Annotated in this window: 20 protein-coding genes; 9 read left to right on the top strand and 11 right to left on the bottom strand. The window is 66.5% G+C overall.

Features of this window, described 5'->3' with window-relative positions:
* Positions 1 to 3 precede the first annotated feature (3 nt).
* The 4 genes from folP to ACZ1II_RS14390 form a co-directional block, all read right to left on the bottom strand.
* Positions 4 to 1,113 carry a dihydropteroate synthase gene (gene folP / locus ACZ1II_RS14405; RefSeq protein ID WP_465147052.1) on the bottom strand — a complete coding sequence of 370 codons (1,110 nt, stop codon included), beginning with the start codon at positions 1,111 to 1,113 and terminating at the stop codon, positions 4 to 6.
* A 234-nt stretch (positions 1,114 to 1,347) separates the two neighbouring features.
* Positions 1,348 to 2,481 (bottom strand): DNA methyltransferase, encoded by a 1,134-nt coding sequence (locus ACZ1II_RS14400; protein WP_465147051.1) that lies wholly within the window; start codon positions 2,479 to 2,481, stop codon positions 1,348 to 1,350.
* Positions 2,482 to 2,807: 326 nt separating this feature from the next.
* Complete coding sequence (locus ACZ1II_RS14395; protein WP_465147050.1) at positions 2,808 to 3,722, bottom strand: oxidoreductase; 915 nt, start codon at positions 3,720 to 3,722, stop codon at positions 2,808 to 2,810.
* Positions 3,719 to 4,366, bottom strand: a complete 648-nt coding sequence (locus ACZ1II_RS14390; protein WP_465147049.1) for a ribonuclease HII — start codon at positions 4,364 to 4,366, stop codon at positions 3,719 to 3,721. The genes ACZ1II_RS14395 and ACZ1II_RS14390 overlap by 4 nt, the downstream gene beginning before the upstream one ends.
* Here ACZ1II_RS14390 and ACZ1II_RS14385 point away from each other — a divergent pair.
* The 7 genes from ACZ1II_RS14385 (at position 4,365) to ACZ1II_RS14355 (ending at position 9,777) form a co-directional block, all read left to right on the top strand.
* Positions 4,365 to 5,546 carry a PQQ-dependent sugar dehydrogenase gene (locus tag ACZ1II_RS14385; RefSeq protein WP_465147048.1) on the top strand — a complete coding sequence of 394 codons (1,182 nt, stop codon included), beginning with the start codon at positions 4,365 to 4,367 and terminating at the stop codon, positions 5,544 to 5,546. The genes ACZ1II_RS14390 and ACZ1II_RS14385 overlap by 2 nt on opposite strands.
* 182 nt (positions 5,547 to 5,728) lie before the next feature.
* Entirely contained in the window at positions 5,729 to 6,277 is a 549-nt protein-coding gene (locus ACZ1II_RS14380) for a GNAT family N-acetyltransferase (protein ID WP_465147047.1), read from the top strand.
* A gap of 74 nt (positions 6,278 to 6,351) precedes the next feature.
* Positions 6,352 to 6,900, top strand: coding sequence for a DUF1285 domain-containing protein (locus ACZ1II_RS14375; protein WP_465147046.1), 549 nt, complete (start codon positions 6,352 to 6,354; stop codon positions 6,898 to 6,900).
* A complete protein-coding gene (locus ACZ1II_RS14370) occupies positions 6,897 to 7,490 on the top strand; it encodes a CoA pyrophosphatase (protein ID WP_465147045.1) in 594 nt (197 codons plus the stop codon). Before ACZ1II_RS14375 ends, ACZ1II_RS14370 begins: the two co-directional genes overlap by 4 nt.
* Positions 7,483 to 8,655: a CCA tRNA nucleotidyltransferase gene (locus ACZ1II_RS14365; protein WP_465147044.1), complete on the top strand. Its 1,173-nt coding sequence runs from the start codon at positions 7,483 to 7,485 to the stop codon at positions 8,653 to 8,655. The genes ACZ1II_RS14370 and ACZ1II_RS14365 overlap by 8 nt, the downstream gene beginning before the upstream one ends.
* Complete coding sequence (locus ACZ1II_RS14360; RefSeq protein ID WP_465147043.1) at positions 8,652 to 9,077, top strand: hypothetical protein; 426 nt, start codon at positions 8,652 to 8,654, stop codon at positions 9,075 to 9,077. The genes ACZ1II_RS14365 and ACZ1II_RS14360 overlap by 4 nt, the downstream gene beginning before the upstream one ends.
* A gap of 43 nt (positions 9,078 to 9,120) precedes the next feature.
* Positions 9,121 to 9,777, top strand: coding sequence for a retropepsin-like aspartic protease family protein (locus ACZ1II_RS14355; RefSeq protein ID WP_465147042.1), 657 nt, complete (start codon positions 9,121 to 9,123; stop codon positions 9,775 to 9,777).
* A gap of 157 nt (positions 9,778 to 9,934) precedes the next feature.
* Here ACZ1II_RS14355 and parC read toward each other — a convergent pair whose 3' ends face one another.
* The 4 genes from parC to ACZ1II_RS14335 all read right to left on the bottom strand — a co-directional run bounded on the left by parC (position 9,935) and on the right by ACZ1II_RS14335 (position 14,787).
* A complete protein-coding gene (parC, locus tag ACZ1II_RS14350; protein WP_465147041.1) occupies positions 9,935 to 12,229 on the bottom strand; it encodes a DNA topoisomerase IV subunit A in 2,295 nt (764 codons plus the stop codon).
* Positions 12,230 to 12,321: 92 nt separating this feature from the next.
* Positions 12,322 to 12,654 carry a 2Fe-2S iron-sulfur cluster-binding protein gene (locus tag ACZ1II_RS14345; protein WP_465147040.1) on the bottom strand — a complete coding sequence of 111 codons (333 nt, stop codon included), beginning with the start codon at positions 12,652 to 12,654 and terminating at the stop codon, positions 12,322 to 12,324.
* A 1-nt stretch (position 12,655) separates the two neighbouring features.
* A complete protein-coding gene (locus tag ACZ1II_RS14340) occupies positions 12,656 to 13,735 on the bottom strand; it encodes a cysteine desulfurase family protein (protein ID WP_465147039.1) in 1,080 nt (359 codons plus the stop codon).
* Positions 13,732 to 14,787: a cysteine desulfurase family protein gene (locus ACZ1II_RS14335; protein ID WP_465147038.1), complete on the bottom strand. Its 1,056-nt coding sequence runs from the start codon at positions 14,785 to 14,787 to the stop codon at positions 13,732 to 13,734. The genes ACZ1II_RS14340 and ACZ1II_RS14335 overlap by 4 nt, the downstream gene beginning before the upstream one ends.
* A 130-nt stretch (positions 14,788 to 14,917) precedes the next feature.
* Here ACZ1II_RS14335 and ACZ1II_RS14330 point away from each other — a divergent pair, with 130 nt between their 5' ends.
* Complete coding sequence (locus tag ACZ1II_RS14330) at positions 14,918 to 15,574, top strand: alpha/beta hydrolase (RefSeq protein WP_147219702.1); 657 nt, start codon at positions 14,918 to 14,920, stop codon at positions 15,572 to 15,574.
* A gap of 36 nt (positions 15,575 to 15,610) precedes the next feature.
* Here the strand turns inward: ACZ1II_RS14330 and ACZ1II_RS14325 are convergent, their stop codons facing one another.
* Positions 15,611 to 15,823 (bottom strand): hypothetical protein, encoded by a 213-nt coding sequence (locus tag ACZ1II_RS14325; RefSeq protein WP_147219703.1) that lies wholly within the window; start codon positions 15,821 to 15,823, stop codon positions 15,611 to 15,613.
* A gap of 94 nt (positions 15,824 to 15,917) precedes the next feature.
* Here ACZ1II_RS14325 and ACZ1II_RS14320 point away from each other — a divergent pair, with 94 nt between their 5' ends.
* Positions 15,918 to 17,753: a DUF885 domain-containing protein gene (locus tag ACZ1II_RS14320; protein WP_465147037.1), complete on the top strand. Its 1,836-nt coding sequence runs from the start codon at positions 15,918 to 15,920 to the stop codon at positions 17,751 to 17,753.
* A gap of 51 nt (positions 17,754 to 17,804) precedes the next feature.
* Here ACZ1II_RS14320 and ACZ1II_RS14315 read toward each other — a convergent pair whose 3' ends face one another.
* A complete protein-coding gene (locus ACZ1II_RS14315) occupies positions 17,805 to 18,158 on the bottom strand; it encodes a hypothetical protein (RefSeq protein WP_465147036.1) in 354 nt (117 codons plus the stop codon).
* 115 nt (positions 18,159 to 18,273) lie between these two features.
* Positions 18,274 to 19,881, bottom strand: coding sequence for a phosphoenolpyruvate carboxykinase (locus ACZ1II_RS14310; RefSeq protein WP_465147035.1), 1,608 nt, complete (start codon positions 19,879 to 19,881; stop codon positions 18,274 to 18,276).
* Positions 19,882 to 20,004: the final 123 nt, after the last annotated feature.

Here is a 20,004-nt window from a genome sequence, read left to right as displayed (position 1 = left end):
CGTTCAGGGAAGCTGCGCGAAGTCGGTGAGCGCCGCATCGCGCAGCCCCCGCCAGACGCGGGCGGCCTGAACCGTCTCCGCCACGTCGTGGACGCGGATGACGTGCGAGCCCGCCTCCATGGCCTTGAGCGCCAGCGTCACCGAGCCGCCGAGCCGCTGGTGCGCGGGCGCCTCGTTCGACAGCGCGCCGATCATGCGCTTGCGACTGGCCCCAACGAAGAGCGGCTGGCCGAGGGCATGGAACAGCGCCAGCCCGTTCATGAGCTGGAGGTTTTCGGTCAGCGTCTTGCCGAAGCCGACGCCGGGGTCGAGCAGGATGTTCTCCGGCGCGATCCCCGCCGCCACCGCGATGTCGCGGCATTCGCGCAGCCAGTCGAACACGTCGAGCACGACATCGTCATAGCTGCCGTTCGAGTGGAGATCGTCGCCGTCGCCCGGCGCATGCATCAGCACCACCGGCGCGCCCGAAGCCGCCGCGAATTCGAGGCTGCGCGGATCGTGGCGCAAGGCGGAAACGTCGTTGATGATATGCGCGCCTGCCTTCAGCGTCGCCTCCATCACCGCCGGGCGGCGCGTGTCGACGCTAATCGCCGCACCCATTGCCGCCAGCCGCTCGACCATCGGCACCACGCGCCGGAGTTCGTCGCCTTCCCACACCGCCGCCGCGCCGGGCCGGGTGGATTCGCCGCCGATGTCGATCATCGCAGCGCCCGCTTCCAGCATCGCTGCGGCATGGTCCGAGGCGATCTGCGCGTCATCGAGGAACTTGCCGCCGTCAGAGAAGCTGTCGGGCGTGATGTTGAGGATGCCGGCGATCTGCGGCTGCTCCAGCCGGATCGTGCGCGCGCCACAGACCAGCGGAGCATGGACTTTGCGCAAGTTGGACCACTGGAGTTCCGCCTCGGCACCAAGATCGGCAGGAAGCGTCGCCAGGGCCTCCGCGGCCTCTCCGGCCCCGAACCGGCGGCGGGAGAGAACCTTGCCGTTCTCCCGTACGATCAGCGCGAACCGGCTGGCCCAGGCCATCGAACCGCCCAGGCGGATTGCTTCGCCCTCCTCACTCTGAGGGCTGTCGGCAAAGGCGGTCGGGCGGATGTAAACGGTGCGGGTCATGACTGGCCCCATAGCGTGGGCGCTGCCCATGCAGAACAGGTTTTGCGAGGCGCGCGATTACCTCTGACTAATCGCGCGCCTCGCAAACCGGCACACCTCTCAAACCCAGGCCGACGCTCAATCCCCGGATATCCGCGAAGAGGCGAAACCAACGAAGAAACCCCAGAGCGACAAAAGCCGCTCCGGGGTTTCTTTGTTACGCTCACAAGGGCGCGAGAAGGCTACGCCCCAACCTCACGGCTCCGTGGCGAGGATATAGAGCTGGCGGATCGCGTCGATCGGCTTGACCTTGCCTTCGTGCTCCAGGTGCCAGAAGGTCCAGCCGTTGCACGAGGGCGCTTCCTGCAATTCCTTGCCGAGGCCATGGATCGAACCATTGGCATTGCCGCAAGCCAGCGAACCGTCGGCGCGGACGACCGCCTCGAAGCGGCCCTTCTTGTCGGTCAACTTGGTGCCGGGCTTGATCCAGCCGGTCTCGATCAGGGTGCCGAAAGCGACCTTGGGGGCGCTGCGCTTCGACTGCATGGTCTTGAGCGCGCGTTCGTCGAGCGGCAGAGCCATCTCGATGCGTTCCAGCGCGGCTTCGCGGTAATCGCCCTCACGCTCACAGCCGATCCACTCGCGGCCGAGGCGCTTGGCGACGGCGCCGGTGGTACCGGTGCCGAAGAACGGGTCAAGCACGACATCGCCCGCATTGGTGGTGGCCAGCATCACGCGGTAGAGCAGCGCTTCCGGCTTCTGCGTCGGGTGGACCTTGCGGCCGCCCTTCTTCAGGCGCTCCGAACCGTTGCAGATCGGCAGGACCCAGTCCGAACGCATCTGCAGTTCGTCGTTGAGCGTCTTCATCGCGCGGTAGTTGAAGGTGTACTTCGACTTCTCGCCCATCGAGGCCCAAATCAGGGTCTCATGCGCATTGGTGAAGCGCGTGCCCTTGAAGTTCGGCATCGGGTTGGCCTTGCGCCAGATGATGTCGTTGAGGATCCAGAACCCCATGTCCTGCATGATCGCGCCGAGGCGGAAGACATTGTGGTACGAACCGATCACCCACAGCGAACCCTCGGGCTTGAGCACGCGGCGTGCTTCGGTCAGCCAGTCGCGGGTGAACTGGTCATAGGCGGCGAAGCTGGAGAACTTGTCCCAGTCGTTGGTGACGGCATCGACGTGGCTGCCGTCCGGACGGGCGAGGTCGCCGCCGAGCTGGAGGTTGTACGGCGGATCGGCGAAGACCATGTCGACGCTGGCATCGGGGATCGAGCGCATGGCTTCGATGCAGTCGCCCGGAATGATCTGGCCAAGCGGCAGAAGTTCCTTCGGCGTAGGCGCCGGCGCGGCTGCGCGGATCTTCTGCTTGACGAGTATCTGGCCCATGTTTGCTCCGGGAAATTGAACTGTGGATTGACGCCCTAGTGAGTCTTTCCGGACTCAACGTCAACCCGCGACTCGTGGGATTCCCTAGTGATTCAGCCCTTCAGCAAACGGAACAAAACGAATCCGGCACAAGATGTCGAGTCACTATCGACTCGGGAGACTCAAGATATGGGGGTTGTGACTCTCGGGACTCACCGCAAAAAATTTCCCGATGGTCGGCATTTCAGGTCCTTGCCGGAAGCCCCTGAACGCTCGCCCCGGACCTACTGAATCTTCTCCGCAGGGCATTGCCCCGGAAAGATTCAAACCGGCATTCGCAGCACGCTTCAGAGCCCTGCGAGGCCGCAGTCGATACCCGTCATCTGCACGCTGACTTCCCAGAGCCTGCGCGCCGCCACCGCATCGCGCGCCGCAGCGTTGCGCCGCGCGATGCCGGAAGGACCGGACATGCCGAAGAAGCGCTGCGGGCCATAGTATTCGCCCGGCTGCGCACCTGCGTCGGTCGCGGCCTGGAGCGTCGCCCAGGCGCCGTCCTCGGCGCTGTTGAGCACTACGCCCGCCACCGGGAAGAGCAGCCGGAACCCCAGCGAATGACGGCCGAGTTCGGTCGCGGCGATTCCGGGATGGCAGGCCATGGCACGTACCGGCGACCCGGCCGCGCGCAGGCGGCGGTCCAGTTCCAGCAGGTGGAGCAGGTTGGCCAGCTTGCTGTCGCCGTAGCGCTGGCGCGCTCGGTAGCTGCGCCGGGCATCGAGATCGTCCCAGTCGATCCGCCCGCGCATATGCGCAAGGCTGGCCGTGATAACGACACGCGCGCCGGGCGTCTCGGCCAGCTTGGGCAGGAGCAGCCCGGTCAGCGCGAAAGGCGCGAGGTGGTTCACGCCGAACTGCAACTCGTGCCCCTGCACCGTGCGTTCGAGCGGTGGCACCATGACCCCGGCGTTGTTGACCAGCACGTCGAGACGCGGCTCATCCCGCGCGACCTGCTCGGCGCATTCGCGGACGCTGAACAGGTCGGCCTGGTCGAGCGGCACGAAGGCGAGATTGGCGCCGGGCACTTCCATCCGGATGTGCTCCATCGCGAGCCGCGCCTTGTCCTCGCTACGACAGGCCATGAGCACCCGCGCGCCGCGCGCCGCCAGCACGCGGGTCGTCTCATAGCCGATTCCGGTATTGGCCCCGGTGACGAGGAAGCAATTGCCCCCCTGTCCGGCGACCGAGGCTGCGGTGAAGCCCGTCAAAGCGCCATCTCCAGCTGCGCGACCGGCGAAAAGCTGCGGCGGTGGTGCGGCGTGGGTCCATGCAGGCGCAGCGCCGCCAGATGCTGCGCCGTGCCGTAACCGGCATTGCGCTCCCACCCGTAGTGCGGATGCGCCTCGGCCAGTTCGCGCATCAGGCGGTCGCGGTGTTCCTTGGCGATGATCGAGGCGGCGGAAATGCAAGGCTCGATCGCATCGCCGCCGACGATGGCGCGGGCCTGCCAGCGCCACTCGGCGGTGCGGTTCATCGGCGTCATGTTGCCGTCGATCAGCACCTCGTGCGGGTCCTGCCCGATCTGCTCGCACAGCGCGGCGACGGCGCGGGTCATCGCCAGCATCGTCGCGCCGAAGATGTTGATGCGGTCGATCTCCTCCACGTCCACCACGCCCACCGCCCAGCGGCAGCGGCGCTTAATCGCGGCTTCCAGTTCGGCGCGGCGCCTGGCCGAGAGCTTCTTGGAATCGTCCAGCCCGGACGGCCGGGGCTTGCACAGCACCACCGCGCCCGCCACAACCGGACCGGCCAGAGGCCCTCGCCCCGCCTCATCGACACCGATGACGAGGCGGTTCGTTAGAGGGAAGCCAGATTCATTCAGGCCAGATTCTTTCAGGGGTGCGACCGTCATGACGAAGCCGATTATCTCCAGATCGTTCCTTGCGGCGGTATCGCCCGTCGCCCTCGTGCTGGCAAGCTGCGGCGCCGCAGTCACCGGGGACAAGGCCTCCGCCGCATCTTCCGACGAAACGCCGTTCAAAGTGGAACAGGTCGCCAGCTTCGACGAGCCCTGGGCCATGGCGATCGACAAGGCCACCGGCGCGATGATCGTCACGGAGAAGAAGGGCACGATCAAGCTGCGCCTCGCGGACGGCACTCCCGGCACCGTCTCCGGCGCCCCCAAGGTCGATTACGGCGGCCAGGGCGGCCTTGGCGACGTGATCTTCGCGCCGGACCAGAGCGGCGCCACGCTCGACGGCCGGGTGATCTACCTGAGCTGGGCCGAAGCCGGTCAGGGCGACACCCGCGGCGCCGCAGTCGGCAAAGGCACCCTCTCCTGCCCGCAGCCGACGACCTGCACAATCCAGGGCCTTTCGGTGATCTGGCGGCAGGTGCCCAAAGTCACCGGACAGGGCCACTACTCGCACCGCCTCGCCTTCTCGCCCGACGGCAAGTACCTCTACGTCAGTTCCGGCGAGCGGCAGAAGTTCACGCCCGCGCAAGACCTCGGCACCAATCTCGGCAAGATCGTCCGCCTCCTGCCCGACGGTACGCCCGCGCCCGGCAACCCCTGGGCCGACAAGCCCGCGCCGACCAACCAGATCTGGTCCTACGGCCACCGCAACGTGCTCGGCCTCGCCTTCGACGCGCAGGGGCGGCTCTGGGACCTCGAACACGGCCCGGCGGGCGGTGACGAGTTGAACCTCGTAAAGCCGGGACAGAACTACGGCTGGCCGCTGGTGTCGGACGGCGACCACTACGACGGCAAGCCGATCCCCCGCAATTCCACGCGCCCCGATCTCGCCGCCCCGGCGATCAGCTGGAACCCGGTGATCGCACCGGGCGACTTCATCTTCTACTCGGGCGCGCTGTTCCCGCAATGGAAGGGCCAGGTGCTGATCGCCTCCTTCACCGTGCCCGGCGTGATCCGCGTCCGGATCGACGGCGAAAAGGCGGTGGAAGAAGCCCGCTACCCGCTCGAAAACCGTATCCGCGAGATCGAGCAAGGCGCCGATGGCACGATCTGGCTGCTGGAAGACGGCCCGGCGGATGCCTCGGGACACTTGCTGAAACTGACACCGAAAACGTAACCGTCGAGGCAAGGCCTCGCGTTCACAACCTTCGTCATGCTGAACTTGTTTCAGCATCCATCGCGCCGCTCGGGCTTCGGTCTGTTCGGCAAAATGGATGCTGAAACAAGTTCAGCATGACGTGGAAACAGACCGCTCGCCCGGATGACACCGGCGGGACCCATTGCGAATTGAATCGACAAATGCCCCCGCCGCACCTAGTGGCGCGCGCCATGTCCGAAGCTGCCACTCTCATTCCGCTCGACAATGTCGATCCCGTTCTCGTCGAGGCTCTGCTCGACAGCGCGTTCGAACCCGAGCGACACAAGCGCACTGCCTACAAGGTGCGCGTGGGCGTGGACTGGCTCCCCGGTCTCAGCTTCGCCGCGCTCGATGCCGACGAGATGCTGGTCGGCACGATCCAGTGCTGGCCGGTCGCTCTCAACGATCCGGAAGGCCGCGCCCACCCGATGATCATGGTCGGCCCGGTCGCGGTCATGCCCGGCCATCAGGGCCAGGGCTACGGTCAGGCGCTGATGTCGGCGGCGATGGCGGGTATCGATTCGCGCGCGCCGCTGCCGCAGGTCATGGTCGGCGATCCCGAGTACTACGGCCGCTTCTGGGGCTACACCAACCAGTGGACGCAAGGCTGGAACCTGCCCGGCCCGTTCGAGCGGCACCGCCTGCTCGTCCGCTGCGAGAACCCCGCCGTGCTGCCCCGCGAAGGCATGCTCGGTCCCTGGCTGCGCTGATCGGTTGTTACCCTTGGCGCACAGCGCCTTATCTGGCCCTTGGCGCATAGCGCCCTATCTGGCATCGGGAAACCATGCCTTATGAACCGCCGCCCGATCTGAACGCCCTCTCGCTCACCCAGGTGGCCGAGCTGGTTGCGGCCCGCAGTCTGCCACCCGTCTCCGAATGGTCGCCGCAGCATCTGGGCGACAGCGAGATGACGATCCGCGCCGATGGTCGCTGGTTCCATCAGGGCGGCGAAATCCGCCGCCCTGCGATGGTCCGCGCTTTCGCCTCGCTGCTGCTGCGGGGCAAGGACGGCCAGCACTGGCTGGTCACGCCGGTCGAAAAGCTGTCGATCGAAGTCGAGGACGCTCCCTTCATTGCCGTCGACGTGCGGCAGGACGGCGATACGCTGGTATTCCGCCTCAACACCGACGAGTTCGTCATCGCCGGACCGGACCACCCGATCCGCAGCGAGGGCGATCCTGAAACGCCCGCGATCTACCTCGGCGTCCGCAACGGCACCGAGGCCCGCCTCAACCGCAGCACTTACGGCCAGCTTGCCGAAATCGCGCTGGCGGGCGGGGACGACCTCACGGTGGTGAGCCAGGGCGCACGCTTCGGGCTCCTCCCGGCATGAGCACCTTGTTCGACGATGTCTCCCGCCGCTTTGCCGCCGGAAAGAAGGACGCGCCCGGCGAACTCTGGATCGACCCGCGCATCAACCGGATCGAGACTTTCAAGCCCGCCGCCGTGCTCATCACCCTGACCGAGCGCCCGCGCCCCGGCATGCTGCTGCTGCACCGCCCCTCGACGATGCGCGCCCATCCCGGCCAGATCGCCTTCCCCGGCGGCCGCCTCGATCCCGGCGAGACCGCCGTCGAGGGCGCGCTCAGGGAAGCGCACGAGGAACTCGGCATCCGTCCTCGCGACGTGCAGGTGATCGGCACCGGCGACCTCTATCGCACCGGCAGCGGCTACGAGATCACCCCGGTGATCGGCGTTATCCCGCCCGACCTGCCGATCGTCCCGAACCCTGCCGAAGTGGCGCAGTGGTTCGAGGCCCCGGCCGAATTCGTGCTCGACCCGGCCAACCAGAAGACGAAATGGATCGAAGCCGAAGGCGCCCGCCATGCCTTCGTCGAGATCAACTGGCACGACCACCGCATCTGGGGCGTCACCGGCGCCATCCTTCACAATCTTGCCCGCAGGCTGAACTGGAATGACTGAGAAACTGACCGCCGACTGGATGACCCGCGACGATCTTGCCGCGCTGGTCGCCGCGCTCGGCCATGACAAGGCCCGCTACGTCGGCGGCGCGGTGCGCGACACCCTGCTCGGCCAGCCGGTGAAGGACATCGACATGGCCACCTCGCTGCTGCCCGAAGACGTCATGCAGCGGCTCTGGGCCGCGCAAATCCGCCATGTCCCCACCGGCATCGAGCACGGCACCGTCACGGCGGTGCTGCCCGGCGGCCCGGTCGAGATCACCACCTTGCGCCACGACGTCTCCACCGACGGTCGCCGCGCCACCGTCGCCTTCGCCACCGAGTGGCGCGAGGATGCGGCGCGGCGCGATTTCACGATCAACGCGCTCTACGCCGATCCGGCCACGGGCGAAATCTTCGACTGGTTCGGCGGCCTTGCGGACCTCACCGCACGGCATGTGCGCTTCATCGGCGATGCCCGGCAGCGCATCCGCGAGGATCACTTGCGCATCCTGCGCTACTTCCGCTTTCAGGCCCGCTTCGGCACGGTCCCTGCCGATCCGGAGGCCGAAAGCGCCTGCGCCGAACTCGCGCCAACCCTCAAGGGCCTGTCGCGCGAGCGGGTCGGCATGGAGATGATGAACCTGCTCGGCCTGCCCGATCCGGCGCCGACCGTGGCCCGCATGGCCGAACTCGGCGTGCTGGCAGTGATCCTGCCCGAGGCCGACCCGGAAGCGCTCGCCGCTCTCGTCGCAGTGGAGCAGGTGCAGGGTATCGCCCCCGAAGCGATCCGCCGCCTTGCCGCGCTGCTGCCCGCGCAAGTGCCGCTGGCCGAACAGGTCGCCTCGCGCTTCCGCCTTTCGGGCGCGCAGAAGAAGCGCCTCGCCGCCGCTGCCGCCCGCACCGAGGAGACCGGAGAGCCCCGCGCCCTCGCCTACCGCCTCGGCACCGAAAGCGCGCTGGACCGCATGCTGATCGCCGGAGCCGATGCCTCGCCGCTTTCCGGTTGGGACGTTCCGGCCTTCCCCCTCAAGGGCGGGCAGATCGTCGCGCGCGGAGTCGGCGCCGGGCCGGAAGTCGCCCGCCTGCTGCGCCGGGTCGAGGACCGCTGGATCGCCGAGGGCTTCCCGGACGAAGCCCGCGTCTCGGCCCTGCTCGATGCCGAACTGGCCGGCCTGAACTCATGAGCCTTGGCGAGCTGGGCAGCCTTTTCTACGCGAAGCCGCTGCTCGCGCTGACCATCCTGGCGATTCTTGTCGCAGTGGCGGCGGGAATGCTGGCCCAACGCCGCCCACGCCTTGGCCAGAGCCTGCGGAACCTGTCGAACCTCGGCCTCGTGGCTGCCCTGCTGCTGACGGTGACGCAGATCGCGCTCCACAACACCCGCTCGGAAGCCGCACTCTGGCTGGACGAGACGCGGCCGCCCGCGATCGAGGGCAGCGAAACGGTGATCCCGCTGCGCGCCGATGGACACTACTGGGTGCAGGCCCGTCTTAACGGCGAGGTGGAAACCAATGTCATCGGCATGAACCTGCTCTCGCAGCTGGCTAGCTGGCGGGTCGAGAACAACCGCCTGATCCTCGTGCCGCGCGCCGCACCTAAGCCGTGATCCGGTCAGCATTCCGACAGGGTGTTCCTGTTATGGGCCGCTGATGGACTTTCCCGAACTCCTGTCTTTCCTGGCGAGCCAACCGCTGCTGGCGCTCGCACTGGCGGCGATCTTCATCACCGTGCTGGGCGGATTGCTGCGCGGTCCCTTGCCGCTGCTGGGCGGCTTCATTCGCGGGGTCGGCAATCTCGGCCTCGTCGCCGCGCTGCTGCTGACGGTGGCGCAGGCGACCCGCCTCACCAGCGGTACCGACTTCGCCCTACCGGGCGTCGAACTCCCGGAACTCGGCCTCTCGCGCCAGAGCGTGAGCGGCGGCGAGACCCGCGTGCCGATGAAGCCGGACGGCCATTTCTGGGTTCACGCGACGATCAACGGCGTCGCAGGCGATTTCCTCGTCGACACCGGCGCGACGCTGACGGCGATCTCGCCACGATTAGCCAATACCGCCGAAGTCCGTGCGCAGCCGCTGCGCCAGAACATCGCCATGCGCACGGCCAACGGTACTGTCGCGGCCGAGTTGGGCACGGTGGACGAACTTCGCTTCGGCAGCATCGTCGCCCGTCAACTCGACGTGGTGGTGGCGCCGGGGCTGGAAGACCAGAACGTCATCGGCATGAACCTGCTCTCGCGGCTGGCGAGCTGGCGGGTCGAGGGACGGACGCTGATCCTCGTGCCGCATCATCCGCAAGCCGAGACGTAAGGCACCTTCGCGAACGTCGATCCATTCAGCCCCCCCTTCGTCATTGCGAGGAGGCGAAGCCGACGCGGCAATCCAGAGCGGCTCTGCGCGACTCTGGATTGCTTCGCTACGCTCGCAATGACGAACACTGGGGAGCCCTGAGACATGCCCCCTACGCTCACCCCTGAAACTTGTTATCCCGCGGGAACCCGACTGGCGGCAGGCGGCCTGCCGCGCCGCGCGCGACCTTCCACATGACCATATCCTTCTCGGTCCGCGTGCGGCCGGTATCGCCGCCCATGGTCCAGGAAAGACCGTCCTCCAGCTTGAGCGTGATGATGTCCGACAGCCCGCCGTCACGATAGCGCTGGAGCGTGACGCCCTGCCCCTTGGCCATGACCGGCAGTTCCTCAAGGCTGAAGATCACCAGCTTGCGATTGTCGCCGACGACCGCGACGTGATCGTGCTCCGCCGGAATCTCGCGCACGAAGGCAAGCTGCACGCCCTGCTTGGTCGACATGACTGCGCGGCCCTTGCGGGTTTCGGCGAGCAACTCGTCCGCCTCGGCCGCGAAGCCGCGCCCCACGTTCGAGGCGAGCAGCAGCTGCGCCTTAGGCTTATAGGGCAGCGCCGCGACGATATGCGCCTCGGCGTCGATATCGACCATGGTGCGGATCGGCTCGCCGAAACCGCGCGCGCCCGGCAGCTTGTCGGCGCCGAGTGTGTAGAAGCGCCCGTTGTCCACCGCGATCAGGATCTTGTCGGTCGTCTGCGCATGGAATGCGAAGGCCGGGCCGTCGCCTTCCTTGAACTTGAAATCGCCGTCCAAGGCGACATGGCCCTTGGCCGCGCGAATCCAGCCGCGTGCCGAGAGGATCACCGTCACCGGCTCCTTCTCGATCATCGCGTCCATCGAGAATTCGACCGTCGGCGTCGCCTGCGCGATCGTGGTGCGGCGACGGCCGAGTTCGGTGTTCTCGGCATAGTCCTTGCGCAGATTGGTGAGATCGCGCTTCAAACGAGTACGCTGGCGGGCCGGGCTTTCGAGCAGCCTGTTGAGCTCGTCCTGCTCCTTCAGCAGGTCCTCGTGCTCCTTGCGAAGCTCCATTTCCTCCAGCTTGCGCAAGCTACGCAGGCGCATGTTGAGGATGGCTTCGGCCTGGCGGTCAGTCAGCCCGAACTCGGCCATCATCACCGGCTTGGGCTCGTCCTCGGTACGGATGATCTCGATGATCCGGTCGAGGTTGAGATAGGCGATGATATAGCCCGCGACCAGTTCCAGCCGCGAGGCGATCTTCTCCAGCCGGTGCCGGGTGCGGCGCAGCAGGATGTCGATCTGGCTATAGACCCATTCGGACAGCAGCAGCTTCAGCCCCAAAACCCCCGGCGTGCGGTGCGAATCCAGCACGTTGAGGTTCAGCGAGAAGCGGCTTTCCAGATCGGTGAGCTTGTAGAGGCTCTCCTTGAGCATCTCGGGATCGACATTGCGGCTCTTGGGCACGAAGACGATGCGGATCTGCTCGTCGCTCTCGTCGCGAATGTCTTCGAGGATCGGCAGCTTGCGGTCCGCGATAAGCGCGGCAACCTGCTCGATCAGCTTGCCCTTGGCGAGCATGTAGGGAATTTCGGAAATGACCAGCTGCCACTGGCCGCTGCCCAGCTTCTCGACGCCGGTTTCTTCCCAGTTGCCTGCCTCATCCTTTCCGGTCGAGAACCGCCCGCGCACGCGGAAGGCGCCCTTGCCGGTGGCATAGGCGTGGCTGATCGCGTCGGGGCTGTCGACCACGAGGCCGCCGGTCGCGAAGTCCGGGCCGTGGAAGACCTGCATGAGCTGGTCGTGCTCGGCATGGGGATTGTCGATCAGCATCAAGGTCGCGTCGATGATCTCGGCGACATTGTGGCTGGGGATCGAAGTGGCCATGCCCACAGCGATGCCGGTGGAGCCGTTCGCCAGCAGGTTCGGGAAGATACCCGGGAAGATTTCCGGCTCGCTCTCTTCTCCGTTGTAGGTGGGAACGAAATCGACGGTGCCTTCGTCCAGCCCCGCCATGAGGTGGATCGCCGTGCGCGTCAGGCGCGCTTCGGTATAGCGGTAGGCGGCCGCGTTATCGCCGTCGATATTGCCGAAGTTGCCCTGCCCCTGCACCAGCGGATAGCGCAGCGAGAAATCCTGCGCGAGGCGCACCATCGCATCGTAGACCGAGGCGTCGCCATGCGGGTGATACTTACCGATAACGTCGCCGACGACGCGGGCCGACTTCTTGTAGGCACTGGCGGGATCGAGCTTGAGCTGCCGCATTGCCCAGAGCAGGCGCCGGTGGACCGGCTTCATCCCGTCGCGCAAGTCCGGCAGCGAACGCGCCGTGATCGTGGAAAGCGCATAGACGAGATAGCGCTCGGACAGCGCGGCATCGAAAGGCGCATCGACGATGGCGTCGAACGGATCTGAGTCTTCGTCGGTCGTGGTCACCATGCCGGGAACCTAGCAGCGCTCGGCCCGGTGCCAAGTCGGATTCCAGCGTTTTCCAGAACTTGATTTCCCGATTCGTTCCGATTTTTCACCGATCAACCGATCTGCATATCCCGCGAAACGCCGGGGATGCGCACTTCCAGCCCGTCGAGCGCCTCGCTCAGTTCGATCTGGCAGGACAAGCGACTGGTCCGCGCCACTCCGGCAGCAAGGTCGAGCATGTCTTCCTCGTCCATCGAGGCGGGTTCGAGCCGGTCGAACCAGTCGGGCGAGACGATCACATGGCAGGTCGAGCAGGCCATCTGGCCCTCGCACGTGCCTTCCAGCGGCATTCCGGCGCCCTGCGCCACACGCAGAAGGACATCGCCCGTCTCGGCCTCGGCCACGACGAGTTTTCCTTCCGCGGTCAAAAACCTCACGTTCAGCAACTCAGACTCCCTGCGCCGCTGCTGCGGCTTCTATGCGTTCGCAGGCATCCTTAAGCTCCCCGAGATCACTATATCGCCCGAATCCCAGACGGATAGAGGCTTTGGCATCGGAATCGGCAAGTCCGATCGCCTTGAGCACATGACTCGGTCGTCCCGAACCGCTGGCGCAGGCGGAACCGGCAGAAAAGGCTATGTTCCTGAGGTCCGACATGAGCCGCGCCACGTCGAGGCCCGGCAGCCGCAGATTGAGATTCCCGTGCCAGCGCTGCTCCGCCGAACCGTTGAGCGTCCACCGCGAGAGCACTTCCCGCGCGGCGCTCCACAAGGCCTCGACGTGGGCCGCGTCCTGCTCCATGCGCTTCGCTGCAAGCACAGCGGCTGCGCCGAATCCGGCGCAAAGTGCTGGGCTGAGTGTGCCGCAACGCAGCCCCTGCTCCTGCCCGCCGCCATGGATCATCGGCGCGAGGTCCAGCCCGTCGCGCACCCAGAGCGCGCCGATGCCCTTGGGGCCGTAGAGCTTGTGCGCCGAAACCGCGATCAGGTCGGCCCCGGTGGGCGCCGCCAGCTTGCCCGCGCCTTGCACGGCATCGCAGAGAAACAGCGCGCCCATCGCATGGGCACTTTCTGCCAGCGCCTCGACCGGTTGGACAGTGCCGATCTCGTTGTTGACCTGCATGACCGCGACGAGGCCGGTCCCTTCCGGGATCGGCGCGGCGGGATCGACCAGCCCCTCGCTGTCCACCGGCAGAATGGAGAGCGCCGGATCGATCGCCCGTGCGGTATCCAGCACGGCGGCATGTTCGATGGCGGAGACGGCAAGCCGCTTCCTGCTGCTTCCTGCCAAGGCAAGGTTGATCGCCTCGGTGGCGCCGGAAGTGAAGATCACGCGCCCTCCCGGCGGCAGGAGCGCGGCAACCTGCGCGCGCGCCACCTCGACGATGGCGGCGGCGGCGCGGCCCGGACGGTGCGGGCTATGCGGATTGGCAAAGCCCATGGCTTCCGGTCCGCCCAGCCACGGCAGCATCGCCTCGCGCGCTTCGGGGGCCAGCGGGGTGGTCGCCTGATAGTCGAGGTAGATCATGCGTTCACTTGCGCCCAGGCCTCGGCGAAAGCGTCGAGGTGTTCCGGCGTCGTATTCCAGCCGATGCTGACGCGCACGGTGCGGCGGGCGAGGTCCTCGTCGATGCCGAATCCCTTGAGCACCCGGCTCTGCTTAAGCGTGCCGGAGGAACAGGCGCTCCCCGCCGAGATCGCGAACCCGGCGGCGTCCATGCGGATCAGCATCGCCGTCGCCGCCAGTCGCGGTGCGGCCACAGCAAAGATATGTGAGCATTGCACGCCCGGCTGGAGAACTTCGCCGTGCCGCGACAGCGCATTCCTGAAGTCGAAGCGCTGCTCCGCTGTCGTCGCCCAGTTCTCGATGCCCCCCGCTTCAAAAGCCGCCGCGAAACCGAGCGCGCCCGGAAGGTTCTCCGTACCGGCGCGATAGCCGCGCTCCTGCCCGCCACTCGGTTCCAGCATGGCCCAGTCCTTGACCAGCAGCGCGCCGATGCCGATCGGGCCACCCAGCTTGTGCGCCGAAAGCACCACCATGTCCGCCTCTGGCAGCGGCGACTTACCCGCCGATTGCGAACAATCCGCGAGAACCAGCCCGCCCGCCGCGCGAACCTGCTCGATCAACGGGTTATGTGCATAGGGCAGCAGAACCGTGCCGGTTTCCGAATTGATCGACTGGACAGCAACCACGGCCCGCCCGCCTTCCACCAGTGCAGCGGCCAATGCATCGGGATCGACCTCTCCTTCCCGCACCGGCATTTCCTGCGCATCGGGTGCCGCGCGAAACACGGCATCGTGCTCCACCGCCGAGACCAGCCGCCGCTCCGCCTTGGCCCGGCCGAGACCGATCGCCAAAGCCTCGCTCGCCCCGGAGGTGAAAATCACTTCACCCTGCCAGCCGAGCGCCTTCTTCACCCGCTCTCGCGCGTCTTCCAGCGCCGCGCGGGCGGCACGGCCCTGCTTGTGCGGACTGGACGGATTGGCCCAGAGCGCAGCGCCTTCCAGCCACGCCTCGCGCGCCTGAGGCAGGAGCGGCGTGGTCGCCGCGTGGTCGAGATAGATCTGTGGGGCTGACATCGCTTGAAAAGTTGTTTTCGGAGCGAAGGTTTCTATATAGCGATCTTCCCTTTTTCCACTCCCGCGATGGCCGGCGAGCAAATCGCTGCCGTTTTCGCGGGAGTTTCAACAGGTCAGGTTCGCGAAACTCATGCCCGCAGTCATCTTCCCCGGCCCCGAAGGCCGCCTCGAAGGCCGCTTCCAGCCCGCTCCGCGTCCTCGTGCGCCCGTGGCGATGATCCTTCACCCGCATCCGCAGGCGGGCGGGACGATGAACGACCGCATCACCCAGCACCTCTACAAGACCTTCGTCGCGCGCGGCTTCGCGACCCTGCGCTTCAACTTCCGCGGCGTCGGCCGCAGCCAGGGCAGCTTCGACAACGGCGTGGGCGAACTGTCCGACGCGGCGGCAGCGCTCGACTGGGTACAGTCGATCCATCCCGAAGCCTCGACCACCTGGATCGCCGGTTACTCGTTCGGCGCGCTGATCGGCATGCAGCTGCTGATGCGCCGTCCCGAGATTCGCGGCTTCATCTCGGTGGCACCGCCCGCCAACATGTACGACTTCTCGTTCCTCGCACCCTGCCCGGCCTCGGGCATCCTGATCCAGGGCGCAGGCGATACGGTCGCCACCCCGGTCGCGACGCAGAAGCTCGTCGACAAGCTGCGCACGCAGAAGCACATCACCATCCACCACGATGAAATCCCGCGCGCGAACCATTTCTTCGAGAACGAGATGGACGACCTGATGCGCTCGGTGGACAACTATCTCGACATGCGCCTCGCGCCGGATTGCCCGATCAAATAAGCGGGAAATACTGTCGAACCGAAAAGGCGCTGGGGCCTACTCCGGTGCCTTTTTCGTATCTGCCGCCCTCACCAGCGACTCGCCCTCGGAATTCGGCAGCGTCCAGATCGCGACATTGGCGATGAGCACCGCCGCCAGCACCAGCATCAGCCCCGCCTGCTTGCGACTGCCGCCCCGCCGCCAGAGCGCAATCGCTCCCAGCACGAGCGCGGCGATGGTCAGGGTCATGAGCGAGAGGGCAATATCCATGGCTTATCCCCTAACGCAGGCCTTCGCCCGGCGCGAGCGGGTTTGACAGGGACAGGCGGCCTCGCCAGATTTCGCCGCCATGAAGAACCCTGACATGACGGCCGCCTCCCTCTCGCGGCGCACCACCCTCCAGCTCCTCGCCGCCGGAACAGCAGGTATCGCCCTGCCCGGCGTGGCGCGCGCCGCCACCGCTTCGAACCAGCAGGACGCCGCCGCCCTGCTCGATTCGATCGCCTGGCGTCTGCTGGACCACAATCCCGAGAACGCGACCAGCCTCGGCATCGATATCGGTGCCCATGCCGCGCTGCGCAGCAAGTCCGAGGACCGCTCCTTTGCAGGCCGCGCCGCAGTCGCCAGGACCCTGCGCGAGGACCTAGCCCGCGTCGAGGCATTCCCGGTAAGCGGCCTCGACCATGCGACGCAGACCAGCCTTGCGGTCGTGCGCAGCGCCTACAAGACCTCGCTCGATGGCTTCGCCCAGCCTTACGGCGACGTTGCCGTGGGCGGCTGGCGCAATACGCCCTACGTGGTGATCCAGAACGTCGGCGCCTATCTCGACACCCCCAAGTTCCTCGACGCCGATCATCCGGTGAAGACCGCCGAGGATGCCGAGGCCTATGTGTCGCGCCTCTCGCAGTTCGGCGGTCAGCTCGACGGCGAGCTGGAGCGCATCCGCAAGGCCACCGACCAGGGCCTCGTCCCGCCGGACTTCCTGCTTGACCGCGCCATCGCCCAGATGACCAGCACGATCGAGGACGCCCGCAACAACGGCGGCGGCCTCGTCTCTTCGCTGACCGGCCGCACCAAGGCGATTCCCGGCGACTGGGAAGGTCGCGCGAAGGGCATCGTTTCCGCGCAGGTCGTTCCCGCACTCGAACGCCAGCTCGCCGAACTCAAGCGCCAGCGAGGCCTCGCCAAGGGCGATCCGGGCATGCGCGAGCGTCCGCACGGCGCCGAATTCTACGCCTGGGCCTTGCGCGCCAGCACCACCACCCCGGTGCCCGCCGAGGAAATCCACAAGCGCGGTCTTGAGGAACTGGCGGCGCTCCATGCCCGCATGGACCCGATCCTGGGGAAACTCGGCTACACCACCGGCACTGTCGGCGAGCGGATGACCGCGCTCGGCACCGACAAGCGCTTCATGTTCCCCGAAGGCGACCCCGGCCGCGCCGAGATCATGGCCTTCATCCGCCAGCGCGTCGACTGGATCCGCGCCCAGATGCCGCGCGCCTTCCGCGATCCGGTGAAGGGCAATGTCGAAGTGCGCCGCCTGCCGCTGGCCGAGGAACCCGGCGCGCCGACCGCTTACGGCGGCGCCGGTTCGATCGACGGTTCGGTGCCGGGCAAGATGTGGATCAACTTGCGCACCACCGACCTGCACCGCAAGTACGACCTGCCCACGCTGGTCCATCACGAGGCGATCCCCGGCCACGTCTGGCAGGGCGAATATGCTAACCGCCTGCCGCTGATCCGCTCGATCCTGGCCTTCAACGCCTATTCCGAAGGCTGGGCGCTCTACGGCGAGCAGCTGGCCGACGAACTCGGCGCCTATGCCGACGATCCGGTCGGCCAGCTCGGCTATCTCCAGTCGATCGCCTTCCGCGCCTGCCGCATGGTCGTCGATACCGGCCTACACTCCAAGGGCTGGAGCCGCGAGCAGGCGGTCCGCTTCTTCATGGAGCAGAACGGCAACAAGCGCGAGGAAGTGGTCAACGAAGTGGACCGCTACTGTTCGTGGCCGGGCCAGGCCTGCGGCTACAAGATGGGGCACTCCGAGATCAACCGCCAGCGCAGCCGCGCCCAGGCGGCCCTCGGCACGCGCTACGACTTGCGCGACTTCGATCAAGCCGTGGTCGACGGCGGCAACGTGCCGCTCGACGTGCTGGCGAAGAACATCGACAGCTACATCGCCATCGGCAAGGCGGGCTGATCGAAACGAGAAGCGCCGTCCCGGATCACATTCGGGACGGCGCGTTCGCGCCTACTTCTTGCCGAAGAAGCCCTTGGCCAGATCGGTCAGGTCATCGATGACGCTGCCGTCGCCGTCCTTGTCGAGGAAGGCGGTAAACTTCGACGGATCGCTGCCGACGAGGCTGGCGAACTGGCCGAGCGAGCCTTCGCCGCCGATCGCCGAGATGATCTGCTGGATCGTGCCCACGCCGAGGCCGGTCTTCTCCGCCGCCAACAGCGCGGTGTCCCCCTCTTCCTGATGCGCAAGGCCCAGCGCGGCAATCGCCTTTTCCGCCTGCGCCGGCTCGATGCCGAGCTTCGAGGCGAGGTTCGCTACATCGGCATGTTCGCTGACTTGTCCAAGGATACCGTCGAAAAGTCCCATGGTCGTTCTCCTGGAAAGAGGGGAACTGGAAGATGCACGGTCTGGATGACAAAACAAGGGCCTCGAAACGCAAGTTCCGAGGCCCCGTTGTTATTGCGCGCTGTTCAGCGAGAAATCACGCCGCGACGGGAGCCGCCTTGCGGACGCCTTCGTCGACATGGGCTTCGAACTGGGTGAAGTTGTCGATGAACTGTTTCACCAGCGTCTGCGCGGTCCTGTCGTACTCGGCGCCGTCGGCCCAGGCTCCGCGCGGGTCGAGCAGCTTGCTGTCAACACCCGGAACTGCCACCGGAACCTCGAAGCCGAAGTTCGGGTCTTCCTTGAACTCGGCGTCATTGAGGCTACCGTCGAGCGCGGCGTTGAGCAGCGCGCGGGTGGCCTTGATCGGCATGCGCTTGATGCCTTCCATCGTCGCCATGCCGCCCGACCAGCCGGTGTTGACCAGCCAGCACTTCACCCCGCCCTTGGCGATCCGCTCCTTGAGCAGGTTGCCATAGACCGAAGGATGACGCGGCATGAACGGCGCGCCGAAGCAGGTGGAGAACGTCGCTTCCGGCTCGGTCACGCCGATCTCTGTGCCCGCGACGCGCGCGGTATAGCCCGAGAGGAAGTGGTACATCGCCTGATCTGGGGTCAGACGCGCGATCGGCGGCAGCACCCCATAAGCATCGGCAGTGAGGAAGATGATGTTCTGCGGAACCGGGCCGAGGTTCTTCTCCGAAGAATTCGGGATGAAGTCGATCGGGTAGGAACCGCGGCTGTTCTCGGCCAGCGCGTTGTCGTCGAGGTCGATCTGGCGGGTCTCGGGATCGATCACCACATTTTCGAGCACAGTGCCGAAGCGCTTGGTCGTCGCGAAGATTTCCGGCTCGGCCTCTGGCGAGAGGCGGATCATCTTGGCGTAGCAGCCGCCCTCGAAGTTGAACACGGCGGTGTCCGACCAGCCATGCTCGTCGTCACCGATCAGCGTGCGCGAAGCGTCCGCCGAAAGCGTGGTCTTGCCGGTGCCGGAGAGGCCGAAGAACACGGCGGTGTCACCCTCGGGGCCGATATTGGCCGAGCAGTGCATCGGCATCACGCCCTTGGTCGGCAGCAGGTAGTTGAGGATGCCGAAGACCGACTTCTTCATCTCGCCCGCATAGGCGGTGCCGCCGATCAGGATCAGCTTCTCGGTGAAGTTGACCGCAATCACCGTCTCCGTGCGCGAACCGTGGCGCTCGGGATCGGCGCGGAAGCTCGGCAGGTCGATGATGGTATATTCCGGCACGAACCCGGCCAGTTCGGCTTCGCTCGGGCGCACCAGCAGGGTGCGGATGAACAGGTTGTGCCAGGCGAACTCGTTGATCACGCGCACGTTGACGCGGTGTTCCGGCTGCGAGCCGCCGAACAGGTCGGCGACATAGAGCTGGTCCTTGCCGCCGAGCGCAGCGAGGAAATCCTCCTTCAGCGCGGCAAAGTGCTCCGGTGTCATCGGCACATTGGTCTTGCCCCACCAGACCGTATCCTCGGTCTCGGCGTCCTTGACGATGAACTTGTCCTTGGCGGAACGCCCGGTGTGCTTGCCGGTCGCCACGACGAACGGGCCATCTGCGGCCAGCACGCCCTCGCCGTTCCGGATGGCCTGCTCGACCAGCGGCGCGGTGCCCAGGTTGGCCAGGATCTTCGCCCCGGTTTCTATGCCTTGACTGGCGAGCGGATAGTTAAGGGTAGCGGCCAATGTCATCTCCTCCATTTAAGGCGGGTCCGGCGGGAACCGGACACGCCCCGACATTTTTGCCCGAGAATCGGTCGGCGATTGTTCGCCCGCCGCCGTTGTCCGCCAAATTCTCGCAAAAATAAATGGAGC

The organism is Novosphingobium sp. BL-S-20 (genome assembly GCF_055521635.1).
This window is presented reverse-complemented; position numbering and strand designations above follow the sequence as displayed.

Bases quoted from the DNA above. Each gene is read 5' to 3' on its own strand.
- ACZ1II_RS14335 (WP_465147038.1), bottom strand. From the start codon at position 14,787: ATGTCAGCCCCACAGATCTATCTCGACCACGCGGCGACCACGCCGCTC.
- ACZ1II_RS14365 (WP_465147044.1), top strand. From the start codon at position 7,483: ATGACTGAGAAACTGACCGCCGACTGGATGACCCGCGACGATCTTGCC.
- ACZ1II_RS14315 (WP_465147036.1), bottom strand. From the start codon at position 18,158: ATGGGACTTTTCGACGGTATCCTTGGACAAGTCAGCGAACATGCCGAT.
- ACZ1II_RS14370 (WP_465147045.1), top strand. From the start codon at position 6,897: ATGAGCACCTTGTTCGACGATGTCTCCCGCCGCTTTGCCGCCGGAAAG.
- ACZ1II_RS14360 (WP_465147043.1), top strand. From the start codon at position 8,652: ATGAGCCTTGGCGAGCTGGGCAGCCTTTTCTACGCGAAGCCGCTGCTC.
- ACZ1II_RS14320 (WP_465147037.1), top strand. From the start codon at position 15,918: ATGACGGCCGCCTCCCTCTCGCGGCGCACCACCCTCCAGCTCCTCGCC.
- ACZ1II_RS14355 (WP_465147042.1), top strand. From the start codon at position 9,121: ATGGACTTTCCCGAACTCCTGTCTTTCCTGGCGAGCCAACCGCTGCTG.
- ACZ1II_RS14400 (WP_465147051.1), bottom strand. From the start codon at position 2,481: ATGGGCCAGATACTCGTCAAGCAGAAGATCCGCGCAGCCGCGCCGGCG.
- ACZ1II_RS14310 (WP_465147035.1), bottom strand. From the start codon at position 19,881: ATGACATTGGCCGCTACCCTTAACTATCCGCTCGCCAGTCAAGGCATA.
- parC (WP_465147041.1), bottom strand. From the start codon at position 12,229: ATGGTGACCACGACCGACGAAGACTCAGATCCGTTCGACGCCATCGTC.
- ACZ1II_RS14340 (WP_465147039.1), bottom strand. From the start codon at position 13,735: ATGATCTACCTCGACTATCAGGCGACCACCCCGCTGGCCCCCGAAGCG.
- ACZ1II_RS14330 (WP_147219702.1), top strand. From the start codon at position 14,918: ATGCCCGCAGTCATCTTCCCCGGCCCCGAAGGCCGCCTCGAAGGCCGC.
- ACZ1II_RS14380 (WP_465147047.1), top strand. From the start codon at position 5,729: ATGCCCCCGCCGCACCTAGTGGCGCGCGCCATGTCCGAAGCTGCCACT.
- folP (WP_465147052.1), bottom strand. From the start codon at position 1,113: ATGACCCGCACCGTTTACATCCGCCCGACCGCCTTTGCCGACAGCCCT.
- ACZ1II_RS14390 (WP_465147049.1), bottom strand. From the start codon at position 4,366: ATGACGGTCGCACCCCTGAAAGAATCTGGCCTGAATGAATCTGGCTTC.
- ACZ1II_RS14325 (WP_147219703.1), bottom strand. From the start codon at position 15,823: ATGGATATTGCCCTCTCGCTCATGACCCTGACCATCGCCGCGCTCGTG.
- ACZ1II_RS14385 (WP_465147048.1), top strand. From the start codon at position 4,365: ATGACGAAGCCGATTATCTCCAGATCGTTCCTTGCGGCGGTATCGCCC.
- ACZ1II_RS14375 (WP_465147046.1), top strand. From the start codon at position 6,352: ATGCCTTATGAACCGCCGCCCGATCTGAACGCCCTCTCGCTCACCCAG.